This window comes from Streptomyces sp. SID4985, from assembly GCF_009863025.1.
Lineage (GTDB): Bacteria > Actinomycetota > Actinomycetes > Streptomycetales > Streptomycetaceae > Streptomyces.
Map to the genome: position 1 here is coordinate 1 of NZ_WWIR01000569.1, position 17,858 is coordinate 17,858.

General features: G+C 72.9%; 20 protein-coding genes and 1 pseudogene. 14 read left to right on the forward strand and 7 right to left on the reverse strand.

The genetic code is table 11. The features are described from left to right. The 5 genes and pseudogenes from GTW40_RS24365 to GTW40_RS24385 form a co-directional block, all read left to right on the forward strand. Nucleotides 1–1,221, forward strand: a pseudogene (locus GTW40_RS24365) (hypothetical protein); the annotation flags it as partial. A 293-nt stretch (nucleotides 1,222–1,514) separates the two neighbouring features. Further along, on the forward strand, nucleotides 1,515–2,453 hold the full coding sequence (locus GTW40_RS24370; RefSeq protein ID WP_202486361.1) for an ABC transporter ATP-binding protein: 939 nt from the start codon (nucleotides 1,515–1,517) through the stop codon (nucleotides 2,451–2,453). Then, the gene (locus tag GTW40_RS24375; protein ID WP_161182318.1) at nucleotides 2,450–3,193 is read left to right on the forward strand and encodes an ABC transporter permease; all 744 of its coding nucleotides are present in this window, start codon (nucleotides 2,450–2,452) and stop codon (nucleotides 3,191–3,193) included. The genes GTW40_RS24370 and GTW40_RS24375 overlap by 4 nt, the downstream gene beginning before the upstream one ends. 5 nt (nucleotides 3,194–3,198) lie before the next feature. Continuing rightward, entirely contained in the window at nucleotides 3,199–4,383 is a 1,185-nt protein-coding gene (locus tag GTW40_RS24380) for a sensor histidine kinase (protein WP_161182332.1), read from the forward strand. Further along, nucleotides 4,380–4,994 carry a response regulator transcription factor gene (locus GTW40_RS24385; RefSeq protein WP_161182319.1) on the forward strand — a complete coding sequence of 205 codons (615 nt, stop codon included), beginning with the start codon at nucleotides 4,380–4,382 and terminating at the stop codon, nucleotides 4,992–4,994. The genes GTW40_RS24380 and GTW40_RS24385 overlap by 4 nt, the downstream gene beginning before the upstream one ends. 164 nt (nucleotides 4,995–5,158) lie before the next feature. Here GTW40_RS24385 and GTW40_RS24390 read toward each other — a convergent pair whose 3' ends face one another. Both GTW40_RS24390 and GTW40_RS24395 read right to left on the reverse strand, forming a co-directional pair. Further along, the gene (locus GTW40_RS24390) at nucleotides 5,159–6,049 is read right to left on the reverse strand and encodes a transglutaminase-like domain-containing protein (protein ID WP_161182320.1); all 891 of its coding nucleotides are present in this window, start codon (nucleotides 6,047–6,049) and stop codon (nucleotides 5,159–5,161) included. Between the two features lie 8 nt (nucleotides 6,050–6,057). Further along, nucleotides 6,058–7,074, reverse strand: a complete 1,017-nt coding sequence (locus tag GTW40_RS24395; RefSeq protein ID WP_343245778.1) for a GNAT family N-acetyltransferase — start codon at nucleotides 7,072–7,074, stop codon at nucleotides 6,058–6,060. A 140-nt stretch (nucleotides 7,075–7,214) separates the two neighbouring features. Between GTW40_RS24395 and fdxA the strand changes: the two genes are divergently transcribed. Together fdxA and dapC are read left to right on the forward strand one after the other, a co-directional pair. Next, nucleotides 7,215–7,535 carry a ferredoxin gene (gene fdxA / locus GTW40_RS24400; RefSeq protein ID WP_161182322.1) on the forward strand — a complete coding sequence of 107 codons (321 nt, stop codon included), beginning with the start codon at nucleotides 7,215–7,217 and terminating at the stop codon, nucleotides 7,533–7,535. A gap of 119 nt (nucleotides 7,536–7,654) precedes the next feature. After that, entirely contained in the window at nucleotides 7,655–8,752 is a 1,098-nt protein-coding gene (dapC, locus tag GTW40_RS24405; protein ID WP_161182323.1) for a succinyldiaminopimelate transaminase, read from the forward strand. A 90-nt stretch (nucleotides 8,753–8,842) separates the two neighbouring features. On the opposite strand, the gene GTW40_RS24410 is transcribed toward dapC, so the two are convergent. Then, the gene (locus GTW40_RS24410; RefSeq protein WP_161182324.1) at nucleotides 8,843–9,145 is read right to left on the reverse strand and encodes a hypothetical protein; all 303 of its coding nucleotides are present in this window, start codon (nucleotides 9,143–9,145) and stop codon (nucleotides 8,843–8,845) included. 89 nt (nucleotides 9,146–9,234) lie between these two features. Beyond that, a complete protein-coding gene (locus tag GTW40_RS24415) occupies nucleotides 9,235–10,230 on the reverse strand; it encodes a heavy metal transporter (protein ID WP_343245776.1) in 996 nt (331 codons plus the stop codon). Between the two features lie 73 nt (nucleotides 10,231–10,303). Here GTW40_RS24415 and dapE point away from each other — a divergent pair, with 73 nt between their 5' ends. Both dapE and GTW40_RS24425 read left to right on the forward strand, forming a co-directional pair. Beyond that, a complete protein-coding gene (gene dapE, locus GTW40_RS24420) occupies nucleotides 10,304–11,383 on the forward strand; it encodes a succinyl-diaminopimelate desuccinylase (protein WP_161182325.1) in 1,080 nt (359 codons plus the stop codon). Nucleotides 11,384–11,511: 128 nt separating this feature from the next. Then, the gene (locus GTW40_RS24425; protein WP_161182326.1) at nucleotides 11,512–12,270 is read left to right on the forward strand and encodes a TIGR00730 family Rossman fold protein; all 759 of its coding nucleotides are present in this window, start codon (nucleotides 11,512–11,514) and stop codon (nucleotides 12,268–12,270) included. Between the two features lie 45 nt (nucleotides 12,271–12,315). Here GTW40_RS24425 and folP read toward each other — a convergent pair whose 3' ends face one another. Beyond that, nucleotides 12,316–13,176 carry a dihydropteroate synthase gene (folP, locus tag GTW40_RS24430; RefSeq protein ID WP_161182327.1) on the reverse strand — a complete coding sequence of 287 codons (861 nt, stop codon included), beginning with the start codon at nucleotides 13,174–13,176 and terminating at the stop codon, nucleotides 12,316–12,318. A gap of 139 nt (nucleotides 13,177–13,315) precedes the next feature. On the opposite strand from folP, the gene GTW40_RS24435 reads away from it, so the two are divergent. Both GTW40_RS24435 and GTW40_RS24440 read left to right on the forward strand, forming a co-directional pair. Beyond that, entirely contained in the window at nucleotides 13,316–13,663 is a 348-nt protein-coding gene (locus GTW40_RS24435) for a DivIVA domain-containing protein (RefSeq protein WP_161182328.1), read from the forward strand. Beyond that, on the forward strand, nucleotides 13,663–14,259 hold the full coding sequence (locus tag GTW40_RS24440; RefSeq protein ID WP_161182329.1) for a DNA-3-methyladenine glycosylase I: 597 nt from the start codon (nucleotides 13,663–13,665) through the stop codon (nucleotides 14,257–14,259). The genes GTW40_RS24435 and GTW40_RS24440 overlap by 1 nt, the downstream gene beginning before the upstream one ends. A gap of 15 nt (nucleotides 14,260–14,274) precedes the next feature. On the opposite strand, the gene GTW40_RS24445 is transcribed toward GTW40_RS24440, so the two are convergent. Further along, nucleotides 14,275–15,078 (reverse strand): enoyl-CoA hydratase-related protein, encoded by an 804-nt coding sequence (locus GTW40_RS24445; protein ID WP_161182330.1) that lies wholly within the window; start codon nucleotides 15,076–15,078, stop codon nucleotides 14,275–14,277. A 376-nt stretch (nucleotides 15,079–15,454) separates the two neighbouring features. Here GTW40_RS24445 and GTW40_RS24450 point away from each other — a divergent pair, with 376 nt between their 5' ends. Further along, nucleotides 15,455–15,622 (forward strand): DUF3117 domain-containing protein, encoded by a 168-nt coding sequence (locus GTW40_RS24450; protein ID WP_018544333.1) that lies wholly within the window; start codon nucleotides 15,455–15,457, stop codon nucleotides 15,620–15,622. A gap of 100 nt (nucleotides 15,623–15,722) precedes the next feature. On the opposite strand, the gene GTW40_RS24455 is transcribed toward GTW40_RS24450, so the two are convergent. Beyond that, nucleotides 15,723–16,421, reverse strand: a complete 699-nt coding sequence (locus GTW40_RS24455) for an O-methyltransferase (protein WP_161182334.1) — start codon at nucleotides 16,419–16,421, stop codon at nucleotides 15,723–15,725. Nucleotides 16,422–16,593: 172 nt separating this feature from the next. Between GTW40_RS24455 and sigE the strand changes: the two genes are divergently transcribed. Together sigE and GTW40_RS24465 are read left to right on the forward strand one after the other, a co-directional pair. Next, nucleotides 16,594–17,373, forward strand: a complete 780-nt coding sequence (gene sigE, locus GTW40_RS24460; RefSeq protein ID WP_202486364.1) for an RNA polymerase sigma factor SigE — start codon at nucleotides 16,594–16,596, stop codon at nucleotides 17,371–17,373. Beyond that, nucleotides 17,370–17,858 (forward strand): anti-sigma factor (locus GTW40_RS24465; protein WP_343245777.1); only part of this gene is annotated, 489 nt, incomplete at its 3' end. The genes sigE and GTW40_RS24465, both read left to right, overlap by 4 nt.

The window sequence follows — 17,858 nt, forward strand, 5'->3', positions numbered from 1 at the left end:
GAGCCCTTCGACGGACCGCCCGCCTTCCGCGCCCCCGGCGTCTCCGGCGACGGCCCGTTCGCGCCCGCCGGTGCCCTCGCCGAGGACACCGCGGTCCTGACCCCGCAGCCCCAGGCGGCCCACGGCCACCGGCCGCCCGGTGTCTCCGGACCCACCGTCAGCACGGGCGCCATGGCCACCGTGGGCACCCCGTTCGCGCCCGGTGCCCGTCCCGACGGCTCGGCCGCGCCCAAGGCGCCCGCCCCGGCCCCGCAGGCCAAGGGCAAGCCGAAGAAGAAGGGCCGCAGCAAGCTCGTCCTGGTCGCCGCGGCCGTGGTCGTCGTCGCGGGCGGTGCCTACGGCGCCGGGCTGCTGATGAACCGCAGCGACGTGCCCGGCGGCACCACCGTGCTCGGCGTCGACATCGGCGGCGGCACCCGTGACGACGCGGTCAAGAAGCTCGACGACGCCTTCGGCAGCCGTGTCGCCAAGCCGCTCCGGCTCGAGGTGGGCGGCAAGACCGTCACCCTCACCCCGGACAAGGCCGGGCTCCAGTTCGACTACCAGGCGACCGTGAGCAACGCCGCCAAGAGCGACTACAACCCGCTCTCCGTCATCGGCTCGCTCTTCGGCCAGAAGCGCGTCGTCGACCCGGTCATGCCGGTGGACGAGGAGAAGCTCCAGGCCGCGCTGGAGAACACCGGCGGCGGCTCCGGCTCGGTCGTCGAGGGCGGCATCACGTTCGAGGCGGGCAAGGCCGTGCCGGTGTACGGCAAGGCGGGCCGGGCCATCGACGCGGCCCGCTCCACCGACGCCGTCCAGCAGGCGTACCGCACGCTGGTCGAGACCGGCGAGGCGATCCCGGTGACCGTGCCGACCACCGAGAAGCAGCCGACGGTCTCCAACGCCGAGGTCGACCGGGAGATGAAGGAGTTCGCCAAGCCCGCGATGTCGGGCCTGGTGACCGTCCGCACCGACGCCACCCACCAGGTCGTCTTCAGCCCGCAGAACTCCCTGTGGAAGTTCCTCCAGGTCAAGGCGGTCCCCGGCGGCAAGCTGGTCGACGCGCCCAACCAGGAGGCCCTGAAGGAGCTGTACGGCAAGACCTTCGACGGTGTCCTGATCACCCGGGCCACCGGCCAGAAGACGCCCGTCACGGTCCAGGACGTCTACGGCGCCCTGCGCCAGGCCCTGCTGAGCACCAGCAACCGGACCGGGGTCATCGAGACGAACCCCAACTAGCGGTCCACGGCTGACGAGGGGGCCGTCCGGCACAGCGCCGGGCGGCCCCCTCGCCGTACCCGCGGGTGTTGGTCCCACGGGTGGTGGTCCCACATGTGCAGCCCGCCCATGTGCGGCTCCCACATGTGCGACTCCTACATGTGCCGCGCCCACACGTGCCACTCCCACCCGGGCGGCGCCCACATGTGCCGCTCCCCCACGTGCCGTCACGCCATCCGCATGACAGATGTCATCCCGCACCATGGACCGCCGACACTGCCCCGTCCCCACCCCCTCCGGCCACCATGGTCGGCATGACGACGACAGCGGCACCCCCGGCCACCACCGCACCCGCACCGGTGGCCGGGTTCGACCAGGTGACCAAGACCTATGGCAGCGTGCGGGCCGTCGACGGCCTCTCCCTCACGCTGCACCCCGGCGAGACCGTCGCCCTGCTCGGCCCGAACGGCGCGGGCAAGTCCACCACCCTCGACCTGCTCCTCGGGCTCAAGAACCCCGACAGCGGCACGGTCCGCCTGTTCGGCACCACCCCGCGCGAGGCGATCACCGCCGGACGGGTCGGCGCCATGCTGCAGAGCGGCGGGCTGATGGAGGACGTGACGGTCGCCGAGCTGGTCCGCCTGTCCTGCTCGCTGCACCCCAAGCCGCACAAGGCCGCCGACGTGCTCGCCCGCGCGGGCATCACGCAGATCGCCGACCGCAAGGTCAACAAGCTCTCCGGCGGCCAGGTCCAGCGCGTCCGCTTCGCCCTGGCCACCGCCGGGGACAGCGACCTGATCGTCCTGGACGAGCCCACCACCGGCATGGACGTCACCGCCCGCCAGGCGTTCTGGGCCACCATGCGCGAGCAGGCCGACCAGGGCCGTACCGTCCTCTTCGCCACGCACTACCTCGAAGAGGCCGACGCCATCGCCGACCGCGTGCTCGTGCTGCACCGGGGCCGCCTGCTCGCCGACGGCACCGCCGCCGAGATCAAGGCCCGCGCGGGCGCCCGCCGCATCGCCTTCGACCTGGAGGGCGAGATCGACGAGACCGCGCTCGCCGGACTGCCGTTCCTCAGCTCGTTCGACGTGTCCGGGCAGACCGTGCGCATCCAGTCCACCGACGCCGACGCCACCGTGCACGCCCTGTACGGCCTCGGCGTCTACCCCCGCAATCTCGAAGTGGCCGGACTCGGCCTGGAGCAGGCGTTCGTCGCGCTCACCACTGCCGAGGAGGCCAAGCAGGCATGAAGTCACTGATCAAGCTCGAACTCACCCGCGCCCTGCGCAACCGCAAGTTCCTGTTCTTCTCCGTGCTCTACCCCTCGGTCATCTTCCTGATCTTCTCCAGCAGCGGCGGCCCGAACGCCAAGGTCGAGGGCAGCGGCGGCCTCACCGTGGCCACCTATCTGATGGTCTCCATGGCCTCCTTCGGCGCCCTGACCGCCGTCCTCATGGGCAACAGCGAGCGCATCGCCAAGGAGCGCGAGAGCGGCTGGGTACGGCAGCTGCGGCTGACCTCGCTGCCCGGCCACGGCTATGTGCTCGCCAAGACCGCGAGCGCGGCCGTGGTGAGCCTGCCGTCCATCGTCATGGTGTTCGTGGTCGCCGCCGCCGTGAAGGACGTACGCCTCGACGCCTGGCAGTGGCTCGCCCTCACGGGGGTCATCTGGGCGGGCAGCCTGGTCTTCGCCGCGCTCGGCGTCGCCATCGGCTACCTCGCCTCCGGGGACGCGGTACGCCCCATCACCATGATCGTGTACTTCGCGCTGTCGCTGCTCGGCGGCCTGTGGATGCCCTCGACCGGCTTCCCGAAGCTCCTCCAGGACATCGCCGACTGGCTGCCGACGCACGCGTACGCTGCCCTGGGACGCGCGATCGAACAGAGCCAGGCCCCGCAGGCGCGGGACGTCGCGATCCTCGCCGTCTACTTCGTCCTCTTCGCGGGCGGGGCGGCCTGGCTGTACCGGAAGGACACGCTGAAGGCGTGAGCGGCATGACGGAAGACCGGCAGACGTCCGACGCACTCGACAACCCCATGGGCCGGCCGCCGCGCACCCGGCGCGAGCTGTGGGTGAAGCTGCTGTGGATCGGCGTCTGGCTGGTCTTCCTCAGCTCGCCCGTCCAGGACCTGGCCGACGGCCACCACGGCACCGGCGCCACCTGGGGCGGGGCGCTCGGTCTGACCGCCTTCGTCGGGGTCTATCTGAGCCTGGTCTTCCGCAACATGGGCAGGCCGTACTCCGGGCGCCTCGTGATCGTGCTGCTCCTGGTCCTCGGCGTCCTCGCTCCCCTCCTCGCCTACACCCTCGGTGCCGCCTGGCTCGGCCTGTTCGTCTACCTGTCGGTGGCCTGCGGGGCGACCCTGCCACCCCGGGCCACCTACTGGGCGATCCCGGCGTCGGCGGCCCTGATGTACCTGGTCGGGCTGCACACCGGCGAGGCGGAGGCCCGCGATCTGCTGCTCCTGGTGGTGCTCATCGGGTTCGCGATGGTCGGCGTCGGACAGCTCGTGCGCACCACCGTCGAGCTGCGCAAGGCGCGGGCCACCGTCGCCCAGCTCGCCGCCAACGAGGAGCGGCTGCGCCTCGCCCGCGACCTGCACGACCTGCTCGGCCACTCCCTCTCGCTGATCACCCTGAAGAGCGAGCTGGCCGGGCGGATGCTGCCCGGACAGCCCGAGAAGGCCGCGCAGCAGGTCGCCGACATCGAGCGGGTCAGCCGTCAGGCGCTGGTGGACGTGCGCGAGGCCGTCACCGGGTACCGGCGCCCCCGGCTCGCCGCCGAACTCGCGGGCGCCCAGGTCGCGCTCACCGCCGCCGGGGTCGCCGCCGAGACCCCCGCGGAACCCGACCTCACCGGCGTCCCCGAGGAGGCCGAGGCCGTGCTCGCCTGGACCCTGCGCGAGGCCGTCACCAACGTGGTCCGGCACAGCGGCGCCGACCGGTGTTCCGTCGAGCTGCTGCGCCGCCAGACCCTGGACGGCCCGGTCCTCGAACTCACCGTCCAGGACAACGGCTCCGGCGGCTCCGGCACGCTTCCCGGCAACGGGCTCACCGGGCTCACCGAGCGACTGGAGAAGGCCGGCGGCACCCTGGAGGCGGGCCGGGCCGGGCGCGGTTTCCGGCTGGTCGCCCGCGTCCCCGCGGCCACCGCGGCGGACGTAGGATCCGGGGCATGACGCGCACGATCAAGGTCCTCCTCGCCGAGGACCAGTCGATGGTCCGCGAGGCCCTCGCCGCCCTGCTCGGCCTGGAGGACGACATCGAGGTCGTGGCCCAGGTGGCACGTGGCGACGCGGTCCTGCCCGCCGTCGCCGAGCACGACGTCGACGTGGCCCTGCTCGACATCGAGATGCCCGGCTGCACCGGCATCGAGGCGGCGGCCCAGGTGCACCGCGCGCACCCCGGCGTGAAGCTCGTCGTCCTCACCACCTTCGGGCGCCCCGGCTATCTGCGCAGCGCCATGGAGGCGGGCGCCGACGCCTTCCTCGTCAAGGACGCCCCCGCCGCCCAACTCGCCGCCGCCGTACGGAAGGTGCTCGACGGGGAACGGGTCATCGACCCCACGCTCGCCGCCGCCGCGCTGGCCGAGGGCGCCAACCCGCTCACCGACCGCGAGCGCGAGGTGCTGCGCGCCGCCGCCGACGGCTCCACCAACGCCGAGCTGGCCAAGACCCTCCACCTCTCCCAGGGGACCGTGCGCAACTACCTGTCGACCGCGATCCAGAAGCTGGCGGTACGGAATCGGGCGGAGGCCGTGCGGATCGCGCGGGAGAAGGGCTGGCTGTAGGCCGCCCTCCCGGCTGTGAGCGGCGCTTTCAGCGCGTTCGGCTGTGAAGCCCGCGTCCGCGCCCGCGTCGGTTGAGCAGCGTCCGCAGGGGATGGCTGTGAGCGCCGCTTTCAGCGCTCCCGGCTGTGAAGCCCGCGCCCCCGCCCCCGTCCCCGGCCCCGCCCTCAGTTGAGCAGCGCCCGCGCCGCCCGCGCCTGGGCCCGCGCCCGTTCCTCCGCCACCGGATCGACCACCGCGACCAGCTCCGCGTACGCCTCCAGCTCCGCCGCGCCCTCCGTGAACGCGCCCCGCTGCACGAGCAGCCGCGCCCGGTCGTAGCGCAGCCGCGCCGGGTGCGCGGGCAGCAGCAGCCCCAACTCCACGGCCAGCAGGGCGATGTCGGAGCGCTCGGGGCGGGCGGCGGCCCACGCCCGTACGTTGTTCAGAATCCGCTGGACCACCTCGACCGGCGTCGCGGGCACCAGCAGCGCCGGGTCCAGCGGCGCCCCCGTCGCCCCCACCACCAGCAGCTCGGCGTCCGCCCGGGTCAGCACCCGGCCCCCGTCGAACGGGTCCGCCAGCACCATCTCGCCGCCCGAGGGCCCGAACCCCACCACGAAGTGCCCCGGCAGCGACACGCCGTACACCGGCGCACCCGCCCGCCGGGCCACCTCCAGCCACACCACCGACAGCAGGATCGGCAGCCCGCGCCGCCGCCGCAGCACCTCGTGCAGCAGGGAGGACTCCAGCCGGTCGTAGTCCCCGGCCGTGCCCCGGAACCCGCACTCCTCGCCGAGCAGCCGGGCCAGCGCCTCCGCCCACGCGCGCGGCCCGCCGGGGCGGTACGGCACCCGTCCGGCCAGCTCGTCCAGCGCCAGCTGCGCCGCGTCGAGCCCGGCCTCGTCAAGGGAGCCGTCCGCCTCCGCGCCGATCAGCAGGCACAGCGCGGAGAGGTCAGGACGGGACGAGCGGGCCTCCTCCGCGAACCTCCGCCGCAGCTCCGCCGACCGCTCGGCGGGCGGCGGGTACGGGGGCGGGAGGTACGGAGGGCGCTTCGCCGGTTCCTGGCCGTCCACGACGCCTCCTACGGCCGCCCGGCGCCGGAGCCGTCCGGTGCCCGGTAGTGGTGGTAGGCGTGGTGCGGGGCGAAGCCCAGGCGGTCGTACAGCATCCGCGCGCCCGTGTTGGACTCCTCCACCTGGAGCCACGCCGCCGAGGCGCCCTCGTCCAGGGCGCGCCGGGCCAGCGCGGCCATCACCTCGGTGGCCAGCCCCTGCCGTCGCCGGGCGGGATCGACCTCGACGGCCGCGAAACCGGCCCACCGTCCGTCCACGACACACCGCCCGATCGCCGCGGGCGCCTCACCCGCCGCGCCGGGCACCGTCGCGAACCACACCGAGGCTCCTTGGCCGAGCACCCGCAGGGCCACGTCGCTCACTCCCTTGCGCTGGTACCGCGCGAGCCACGCCTCGTCCGCCTCGCGGGAGAGGACCACACCGGCGCCCTCCGCCCGGTCCGCGACCGGCGCCAGGCCCCCGGTCCACAGCTCCGCCGTGACCTCCCGGGTCCAGCCGCGCTCCGCCAGCTCCGCGCACAGCGGCTCCGGCACGCCGTCGGGGCCGCTCGCGGTCTGGACGTAGGCGGGCAGGCCGCGCTCGTCGTACCAGCGTCTTACGGCGAGCAGGGCCGCGTCGAGCGGAAGCCCCGGATCACCCAGGGGCAGCACACTGTTCGCCCGCCGGGTGAAGCCCCCGGCGGCCCGCATTTGCCACCGTCCGAGCCACTCGCTCTCCACCGGTCGCCACGCCCGCGCGGCGACCTCGGCCAGCTCCGCGTACCCGGCCGCCGGACCGCGCCGACGTGCGGGAACGGCCGGAACGACCTTGCCCGCGACGAGCGCGGACTCCTCGATCCGTACCGTTCGGCCGTCCCGTTGTGTGATCATGAGCACGCCGTTGTCCCATGATGTGAGAACACCCACCGTGTCGGTGAACTTCTCACCCGGCCTCCCGGTCTGCGTCAACCGTCGTACCGAGACCCGTTTGCCCACGTCAGCAGGGGCAATTCGGACCTCGAGGCGTCCTGGCGCCGATATTTCCACTGGTCGGTCCACCCCTCCTGTTCGGATCACGTCCCAGAACGGAGATACTAGGGGCGGGCATCGACGACGCCGCGCTCCCGCGCGCCAGGCGGCGGAGCCTGAGGAGGCCCGCCAGCGCCCTATCGAGGAGGAACGACAGCGTGACCTACGTCATCGCGCAGCCTTGTGTCGACGTCAAGGACAAGGCGTGCATCGAGGAGTGTCCGGTCGACTGCATCTACGAGGGCCAGCGGTCCTTGTACATCCACCCGGACGAATGCGTCGACTGTGGTGCCTGTGAGCCGGTCTGCCCGGTCGAGGCGATCTTCTACGAGGACGACACCCCGGACGAGTGGAAGGACTACTACAAGGCCAACGTCGAGTTCTTCGACGAGCTCGGCTCCCCCGGTGGTGCCAGCAAGCTGGGCCTGATCGAGCGCGACCACCCCTTCATCGCCGCGTTGCCGCCGCAGGGCGAGTGACGCCGGGGCCGCTCCCGCGCGGCCCGCACGAAGACAGCACCGCCTCGGTCCCGTACGGCCAGTTCGCCGCCGTACGGGGCCGAGGCGTTCGCCGTTACCCACGAAAGCGAGCAAGCCCCGTGTCCGCAGTCTCCGACCGGCTCCCCACCTTCCCCTGGGACAAGCTGGAGCCGTACAAGAAGACCGCCGCCGCGCACCCCGGTGGCATCGTCGATCTCTCGGTCGGCACCCCGGTCGACCCGGTTCCCGCGCAGATCCAGCAGGCGCTGACCGACGCGGCCGACTCGCCCGGCTACCCGACGGTCTGGGGCACGCCCGCGCTGCGCGACGCGATCACCGGCTGGCTGGAGCGCCGCCTCGGCGCCCGTGACGTCACCCACCGCCACGTCCTGCCGGTCGTCGGCTCCAAGGAACTCGTCGCCTGGCTCCCCACCCAGCTCGGCCTCGGCCCCGGTGACCGTGTCGCCCACCCGCGGCTGGCCTACCCCACCTACGAGGTCGGCGCCCGGCTCGCCCGCGCGGACTACGAGGTCTACGACGACCCGCGCGACCTCGACCCGGAGGGCCTGAAGCTCCTCTGGCTGAACTCCCCGTCCAACCCGACGGGCGCGGTCCTCTCCCCGGAGGACCTCAAGGGGATCGTCGCCTGGGCCCGCGAACACGGCGTGCTGCTCGTCTCCGACGAGTGCTACCTGGAGCTGGGCTGGGAGGCCGACCCCGTCTCGGTCCTGCACCCGGATGTCAACGGCGGCTCCTACGACGGCATCGTGGCCGTCCACTCCCTCTCCAAGCGGTCCAACCTGGCCGGTTACCGCGCGGCCTTCCTCGCGGGCGACCCGGCCGTCCTGATGCCGCTCCTGGAGATCCGCAAGCACGGCGGCATGATGATCTCGGCGCCCACCCAGGCGGCGATGGCGGCGGCGCTGGCGGACGACGAGCACGTGCGCTCGCAGCGGGCTCGCTATGAATCCCGTCGGACGCGTCTGCGTGAGGCTCTGCTCGCGCACGGGTTCCGTATCGATCACAGCGAGGCGAGTCTGTACCTCTGGTCGACCCGGGGGGAGTCCTGCTGGGACACGGTGGCGCATCTGGCGGAGCTGGGGATTCTCGTCGCGCCTGGGGACTTCTACGGTGAGGCGGGGGCGGAGCATGTCCGCGTGGCCCTGACGGCCACGGACGAGCGGATCGACGAGGCGATCCTCCGGCTGAAGGCGTAACCAGCCGGGCCCGGCTGCCGCTGCTCCCGTGCCCACCCGTTCCGCCCTGCGGAACGACTGCCCACAGGAGCAGCGGCAGCCGTGCTGGTGTCAGCCGAGGGGGAGGCCGCTCTTGGAGACGTTGCCGAGGAGGCCGCCGGCCGTTCCCGTCGCCTTGGTCGCGGCCGGGGCCGCGTTCTTGACCGCGCCCGCCGCCGGGACGGCGTCCTGGACGACCTTGTTGCCGGCGAGGTGGGACACGCCGTCCAGCGCGCTGAGGCCGCCCAGGCCGGGCGTCGCGGACGGGTGCTGGGTTGCCGCCCCCGCGGTCCCGGCGACACCGACTCCCGCCACCGCACCCACGGCGGTGAGAAGCACGGCACGGGCAATCCGACGGCTCACAGGCAAAGACATGGTCGCTCCAATCAACGGTGATGAACTCCGCCGTGACTACCGCGCGAACCGACCGAAGGTTGCGGACACCCAAGGTAAAAAGACAATAACTACGGCCCGGTGACGATCCGCACGCTCGCCGGGGAGGACTCCGCCCCCGCCGTGCCCGCGCCCGGCGCCGGATGCCAGTTGCCCCCGCCGTTGGACGCGGTCCACTCCTGTCCCGCGTACGTCACCCGGGAGATCCGCAGCGCGGAGGAGTTGGCCACCGCCCACTGCGCGAGCTGCCACCCCCGCTCCCGCTCGTCGCGCCCGCTGGCGTCCGTCGTGTTGCCCTGCGGCACCGGAACCGTCACCGTCCGACCGCGCGCGGTCGCGGTCACGCTCGGGGACGGCGAGGGCGAGGGAACGGTCGTACCGCCCACCTCCGCGCCGGTCTCCTGGAGCGCGTCGCGCCCGAAGTCCCGTACCAGCGCGGTCCGTACGGCGTCCGGGCCCGCGTCCGCGCCGGTCGCCCGCATGGAGCGGCCGTCGCAGGTCAGGGTGGCCGCCGAGTAGCCGGTGAGCGCGGTGGCCAGCAGGGTGGCGTCCGACTCGTGCTTGGCGTACGCCTCCGGGAAGCCGCTGCGCTGCACCTTCTGCGCCGCGACGGTGAGCGGGAGTTCGGTGTAGTCCGGCACGCGCGCGAGGTGGGCGTAGAAGATGCCCGACGCGTACGCCGGGTCCATGATCTGCTCCTCGGAGCCCCAGCCCTGCGAGGGCCGTTGCTGGAACAGACCGAGCGAATCGCGGTCGCCGTGCTGGATGTTGCGCAGCCCGGACTCCTGGAGCGCGGTGGCCAGCGCGATGGTCACGGCCCGCAGCGGCATTCCGCGCCCGGTGCCGACGGCGGCGATGGTGGCCGCGTTGCCCGCCTGCTCGGGCGTGAACTCGTACGACGTCCGTTCGTCCGTCGCCGAGACCACCTTGCAGCCACGCGCGGCTCCGCCTCCGGTGACGTACTGCACCACGAGGTAGGCGGCGACACCGGACAAAACGAGCAGCGCCGCACAGATGCGCAAGACACGGCCGCGGCGCCTGGGAGGGGTGGGGGACGGCTCTGACACGCGTACAAGGTACTGGAGTGCGCAACCCCGTTCGCACGGGGACGGGGACGGGGCCCGCGTTAGGGTCGGGAGCATGGCCGAAACCTCGCTTGACCTCACGCTGGACGCCGCCGAGCTGACCGCGCGGCTCGTGGACATCCCCTCCGAGAGCGGGACGGAGAAGCCGCTCGCCGACGCGGTCGAGGCCGCGCTGCGCGCCCTGCCGCATCTGACGGTGGAGCGGTACGGCAACAACGTGGTCGCCCGGACCGCTCTCGGCCGCGCGGAACGGGTGATCCTCGCCGGGCACATCGACACCGTGCCGATCGCGGACAACGTGCCCTCCCGGCTCGACGAGGACGGCGTGCTGTGGGGCTGCGGCACCTGCGACATGAAGGCCGGTGTCGCGGTCCAGCTGCGCATCGCGGCCACGGTTCCGGAGCCCAACCGCGATCTGACCTTCGTGTTCTACGACAACGAGGAGGTCGCCGCCGAGCTGAACGGGCTGAAGAAGCTGGCGGAGGCTCACCCGGAGTGGCTGGAGGGGGACTTCGCGGTCCTGCTGGAGCCGTCCGACGGCCAGGTCGAGGGCGGCTGCCAGGGCACGCTGCGGGTCCTGCTGAAGACCAAGGGCGAGCGGGCGCACTCCGCGCGCGGCTGGATGGGCTCCAATGCCATCCACGCCGCCGCCCCGATCCTGGCCCGCCTCGCCTCGTACGAGCCCCGCTGGCCGGTGATCGACGGACTGGAGTACCGCGAGGGTCTGAACGCCGTGCGCATCGGCGGGGGAGTGGCGGGCAACGTCATCCCCGACGAGTGCGTGGTGACGGTCAACTTCCGCTACGCGCCGGACCGTTCGGAGGAGGAGGCGATCGCGCACGTCCGCGAGGTGTTCGCGGACTGCGGCGTCGAGGAGTTCGTGATCGACGACCACAGCGGCGCCGCGCTGCCCGGCCTCTCCCACCCGGCCGCCGCCGCCTTCATCGACGCGGTGGGCGGCGTCCCGATGCCCAAGTACGGCTGGACGGACGTCTCCCGCTTCGCCGCGCTCGGCATCCCGGCCGTCAACTACGGCCCCGGAAACCCCCACTTGGCGCACAAGCGGGACGAGCGCGTGGAGACCGCGAAGATCCTCGCGGGCGAGGAGCGGCTGCGCGGCTGGCTCACCGCGTAACGCCCAGTGGCTCACGGTGTGACGCCCGCACCGCACGGCGCCGCATCCCGGACATGCTCACGTCCCCCCGCCGTAACGGATGCGGATCTAGGCTGAGGACGAAACACCGGCAAGTGGAGGGAGCGCACATGGCCACGGGAAACCCCGAGGGGAAGAAGCGCCCGCCGGACGAGCAGCGGCTCGGTCCGGTCCTCAGGCGGCGCGGCCAGGTGCAGGCCAGCACCACCGACCAGCGGCTCCTGGACGAGCGCGCCCCCACCGACTGGGTGCACACCGACCCCTGGCGGGTCCTGCGCATCCAGTCGGAGTTCATCGAGGGCTTCGGCACGCTCGCCGAGCTGCCGCCCGCGATCAGTGTGTTCGGTTCGGCGCGCACCCCGGTGGACTCGCCGGAGTACGAAGCGGGTGTGCGGCTCGGACGCGGCCTGGTCGAGGCCGGCTGGGCCGTGATCACCGGGGGCGGTCCGGGCGCCATGGAGGCGGCCAACAAGGGCGCCCTGGAGGCGGGCGGCCTCTCGGTCGGCCTCGGCATCGAGCTGCCTTTCGAGCAGGGGCTCAACCAGTACGTCGACATCGGACTCAACTTCCGGTACTTCTTCGTCCGGAAAATGATGTTCGTTAAATATGCCCAGGGATTCGTCGTCCTGCCCGGCGGGCTCGGCACCCTGGACGAGCTGTTCGAGGCGCTCACCCTGGTCCAGACCCAGAAGGTGACCCGCTTCCCGATCGTCCTGTTCGGCAGCGACTACTGGGGGGGCCTGGTCGACTGGCTGCGCGGCACCCTGGTCGCCCAGGGCAAGGCGTCCGAGAAGGACCTGATGCTCTTCCACCTCACCGACGACGTGGACGAGGCGGTCGCGCTGGTCTCCAAGGAGGCGGCTCGCTGAACGCATCCCCAGGGACGGCCCCGCCGTCCCTGGGGATGACGCAGCTCAGGCCAGGCCCCGCCGCGCGGTCGCGGGCGGGCGGTGCCCGGCGATCGACGCCACCATGTCCAGGACCTGCCGGGTCTCCGCGACCTCGTGCACCCGGTACACCCGCGCGCCCAGCCACGCCGACACCGCCGTGGTCGCGAGCGTCCCGATCAGCCGCTCCTTGACCGGCTTGTCCAGGGTCTCCCCGACGAAGTCCTTGTTGGACAGCGACACCAGCACCGGCCAGCCCGTCGCCACCATCTCGCCCAGGCGGCGCGTGGCCTCCAGGCTGTGCCGGGTGTTCTTGCCGAAGTCGTGCCCCGGGTCGATCAGCACCGACTCGCGCGGCACGCCGAGCTCCACCGCCCGCTCGGCCAGCCCCAGGGTGACGTCCAGGATGTCGGCCATGACGTCGTCGTACGCCACCCGGTGCGGGCGCGTACGCGGCTCGGCGCGGCCCGCGTGCGTGCACACCAGGCCCACGCCGTGACGGGCGGCGACCTCCGCGAGGCCGGGGTCGGCGCCGCCCCACGCGTCGTTCAGCAGGTCGGCGCCCGCCTCGCACACCGCCTCGCCGACCTCGGCGCGCCAGGTGTCCACGCTGATCACCACGTCCGGGAACCGGCGCCGCACCTCGGCCACGAAGCCGACCGTGCGCCGCGCCTCCTCCTCGGCGGTGACCTCCTCGCCGGGGCCCGCCTTCACCCCGCCGATGTCGATGATCGCGGCTCCCTCGGCCACCGCCTGTTCCACGCGCGTCAGCGCGGCCTCGTCGGTGAACGTGGCGCCCCGGTCGTAGAAGGAGTCCGGGGTCCGGTTGACGATCGCCATCACCACCGGCTCGTGCGGCCCGAATTCCCGCGTGCCCAGCCTGAGCATCCCCTGTGACCTCTCCTCACCCGCCCACGGCGATACGGTCCGTGGGCCCTGACTGTCAGCGTCGCATGGCACGATCGGACCCAGACACATTGGGCCACCGGCACCGCGCCGGGCACATCGAGCTTGGGGAACCCTGGCGATGCTGATGTTCTTGTTCCTGGTCGTCGCGCTGGCCGTCGTGGTGGCCGCCGTGACGCTCGCCGTGGTGGGCGGCGGGGAGAGTACCCCGCTCCCGGAGGCCGCCCCCGAGCGGCTGACGGACCCGCTCCCGGCGGACCGCCCGGTCGGCGGCGCCGACGTGGAGAGCCTGCGCTTCCCGCTGGCCCCGCGCGGCTACCGCATGGCCGACGTGGACGACGCGCTCGGCCGTATCGCGGCCGAACTCGCCGAGCGCGACGCCCGGATCGCCGACCTGGAGTCCGCGCTCGCCGGTGTCCGCGGCACCGGGCCCACCCGCCTGGACAAGCCGGGTTCCGAGGAGGAGTGATGAGCGACGGCACCGCCCTGGCCGGGTCCGACGGCAGGCTCCGCTGCCCCTGGGCCCTGTCCGCCGAGGAGTACGTGGCCTACCACGACGAGGAGTGGGGCCGCCCGGTCCACGGCGACGACGCCCTCTTCGAGCGGCTCAGCCTGGAGGCCTTCCAGTCCGGCCTGTCCTGGATCACCATCCTGCGCCGCAGGCCCGGCTTCCGCGCCGCGTTCGCGGGCTTCCACATCGAGAAGGTCGCCGCCTTCACCGACGAGGACCGTGAGCGGCTGCTGGCCGACACCGGGATCATCCGCAACCGCGCCAAGATCGACGCCACGATCGCCAACGCGCGCGTGCTCGCGGGCTGGTCCGAGGGCGAGCTGGACGAGCTGATCTGGTCCCACGCCCCGGACCCGGCCGGACGCCCGGTGCCCAAGGTCCTCGGGGACGTGGCCGCCGTGACCCCCGAGTCCACCGCGCTGTCCAAGGCGCTGAAGAAGCGGGGGCTGCGCTTCGTCGGCCCGACGACGGCGTACGCGCTGATGCAGGCCTGCGGGCTGGTCGACGACCACCTGGAGACCTGCGTCGCCAGAGGGGTCACACGGGGCGCCTGAGCGGGCCTGCGCCGGTCAGCGGCCGAGGTACTCCGGCTTCCGCTTCTCCACGAACGCCCGGACCGCGATCGCGTGGTCCTCGGAGGTGCCCGCGCGGCTCTGGAGTTCGTCCTCCTTCTCCAGGGTCTCGGCGAGGGAGTGCGTCAGGCCGTAGGCCACCGACTCCTTGAGCGCCGCGTACGCCACCGTCGGCCCCTCGGCCAGCTTGCGGGCGACCCGTTCGGCCTCGGCGCGCAGCTCGGCGGCGGGCACCAGGCGGCTCGCGATGCCCAGCTCCAGCGCCTCCTGGGCGGTCAGGGAGCGCGGGAAGAGCAGCAGATCGGTGGCGCGGCCCGGGCCGACCACGCGGGGCAGCGTCCAGGAGACGCCCGAGTCGGCGGTCAGCGCGACCCCGGCGAACGAGGTGTTGAAGGACGCCGTGTCGGCCACCAGCCGGTAGTCCGCCGCGAGCGCGAAGCCGAAGCCCGCCCCGGCCGCGACCCCGTTCACCGCCGCGACCACCGGCTTCGGCGCGTCCACCAGCGCCCGCACGATCGGGTTGTAGTGCTCCCGGACCGTGCTCATCGTCTGCCCCGAGCCGGACTCCCGGTCGGCGGCCAGCAGTCCGATGTGCTCCTTGAGGTCCTGGCCCACGCAGAAGGCCCGCTCGCCCGCCGCCGTCAGCAGGATCGCCCGTACCGCCGGGTCGGCCGCGGCCGCCTCCGCCGCCTCCCGCAGCGCGTTCTTGGTCGCGATGTCCAGGGCGTTCATCGCCTCGGGACGGTTCAGCTCGATCGTCGCGAGCCCGTCGTTCACCTCGTAGAGCACGGTGTCGGCCATGGCGCGTCCCCTCCGGTGTCGCGGCTGTGACGTACCGACCGGTACGCCTTTGTCCGAGGACAGCATGGCGGAGATCGCCGCCTCTGGACCGCGGTGTCCGTGTGACCTGCGTCAAAGAAAACCGGTACGGACTCGTCCGGGTACCGTCCGCGGGGCGGAGCAGTATCGCAGGCACATCCCCGAATTGAGTGGTTTTGCTCGCGCGCGTTGCCCAAGCGATGCCGACCGATGTTGGTCATCGGGTCCTGCGATGCGGGATAATGGCTGGGAAGCAATGTGTTCGATGCCGGTGTCGCGCGTCCCCTCAGTGGACCGCGGGTGCCCTCCGTGGGGTCGTCGGCAGACGATGAGCCTGGTTTCAGGAAGGGGTACGAGCATGGCGGCCATGAAGCCGCGGACGGGTGATGGCCCGCTCGAGGTGACCAAGGAGGGGCGGGGCATCGTCATGCGCGTTCCGCTCGAAGGCGGCGGTCGACTCGTCGTCGAGCTGACCCCTGACGAGGCCGAGGCGCTCGGCGACGCCCTCAAGAAGGTCGTCGTCTGACGCGTTCCCGATCTCCAGACGGCTCCGGTACCGCTCGCGGTACCGGAGCCGTCTCGTTTTTCGCCGGTGTTCCCGCAGGTCCGGCGCCCGGCGGTCCCGCTCAGCGCTTGACGCCGCAGAGCAGCCCATCGCCCACGGGCAGCAGCGAGGTCACCAGTTCCCCGCTCTCGCGCACCGTGCGGAGCAGCTCGCGCAGGCGCAGCACCTCGGTCGGCTGCGGGCCCGAGTCGACCGTGCGGCCGCCCGCGAAGACGCCCTCGAAGGCCACCAGGCCGCCGGGGCGCAAGAGCCGCAACGATTCAGCGAGGTAGTCCGAGTACTCCAGGCGGTCGCCGTCGCAGAAGACGAGGTCGTAGCCCGCGTCCGCGAGGCGGGGCAGCACGTCCAGGGCGGGGCCGGGGATGAAGCGGGCCCGGTTGCTGGCGAAGCCGCTGGCGCGGAAGGCCTGCCGGGCGAACTGCTGGTGCTCCGGCTCGGGATCGACGGTGGTGAGTACCCCGTCCGGGCGCATTCCGTGCAGCAGATGGATTCCGGACACGCCGCAGCCCGTGCCGATCTCGGCGACCGCCTTGGCGTCCACCGAGGCGGCGAGCAGCCGCAGCGCGGCACCCGTGCTGGGCGTCACCGAGCGCAGTCCCGCGTCCCGGGCCCGGTCGCGGGCCCAGAGCAGCGGTTCGTCCTCGGCGACAAAGGCGTCGGCGAACGCCCAGCTCGTCTGCCGGTTGCCGGTAATGGCCCTCTCCTGTCCCCGTAATTGCCTCGGCGTGACTGTATCCGTTGGGGGCGGGAACCCGCAGATGGGACCGAGCGTTCAACAGGATGAGCCGGCGTTCCGCCGGACCGGCGGAACGCGACGGGGGCGAAGGGTGACGCAGGGTGCGGAACACATGCGCACGCAGCCGGATGACCCGGGGCGCCGCGCGTCAAATTCTCGTAAAACCGCTTATCCGGAGCTAACGGGCGAGGTGGCTATGGTAGGGGCTCCACTGGACACCACCAGAGCCGACAGGGGAGGTGCGGCCACGCCCGGGGACCGGGGAGGAGTGCTGCGGCGCTTCCTCGGGTCGGGCAGGCCGAAATCCGTGACCGACACCGCTGCTGACCGTCCCGCCGGAATCGCCGCGGGCGACTCCCAGACCGCGACCTTCGCCACCGACGCGGACGCACAGGCGTGGACTCCGCCCAGCTGGGAGGAGATCGTCAGCACCCACAGCGGCCGGGTCTACCGCCTCGCCTACCGCCTCACGGGCAATCAGCACGACGCGGAGGACCTCACCCAGGAGGTCTTCGTCCGGGTCTTCCGCTCCCTGTCGACGTACTCGCCCGGCACCTTCGAGGGCTGGCTGCACCGGATCACCACCAACCTGTTCCTGGACATGGTCCGGCGCAAGCAGCGCATCCGCTTCGACGCCCTCGGCGAGGACGCGGCCGAGCGCCTGCCCAGCCGCGAGCCCACCCCCCAGCAGGTCTTCAACGACGCCCACTTCGACGCGGACGTGCAGCAGGCCCTGGACACCCTCGCGCCCGAGTTCCGCGCCGCCGTCGTGCTGTGCGACATCGAGGGGCTGTCGTACGAGGAGATCGCCGCGACCCTGGGCGTCAAGCTCGGCACCGTCCGCTCGCGTATCCACCGCGGCCGCTCCCAGCTCCGCAAGGCCCTGGCCCACCGTTCGCCGGAGGCGCGCCGGGCCGAGCGCCGCTCCTTCCTGTCCCCGGTGCCCGCACTGGGGGGAGGGGGCACGCCCGCGTGAGCGCATCCCGGCCCGAACCCGCGACGGCACACCTCGCGGAACAGCATCTGGGAGACCGGCTCTCCGCCCTGGTCGACGGAGAACTCGGTCATGAGACGCGCGAGCGCGTCCTCGCCCACCTGGCCACCTGCGGCCGGTGCAAGGCGGAGGCGGACGCGCAGCGACGCCTGAAGAACGTGTTCGCGCAGGCGGCCCCGCCGCCGCCCTCCGAGAGCTTCCTCGCCCGCCTCCAGGGTCTGCCCGGCGGCGGCCCCGACAGCGGGGACCGGCTGCCCGGCGGCCCCTTCGGACCCGGCCCCGACGCCGGGGTCTTCGGCGTGCGCGACCCCGACCGCTTCGCCTTCGGCTACGTCCCCGCGGTACCGGCCCACGCGGCCGTCCCCGACGAACAGGGCTTCCGCATCCACCCCGTGGGGGAGCGGTCCGCCTCGCGCGGGCTGCGGTTCGCGGTCGCCGCCGCCGGTGCGGTCTCCCTCGCGGCCGTC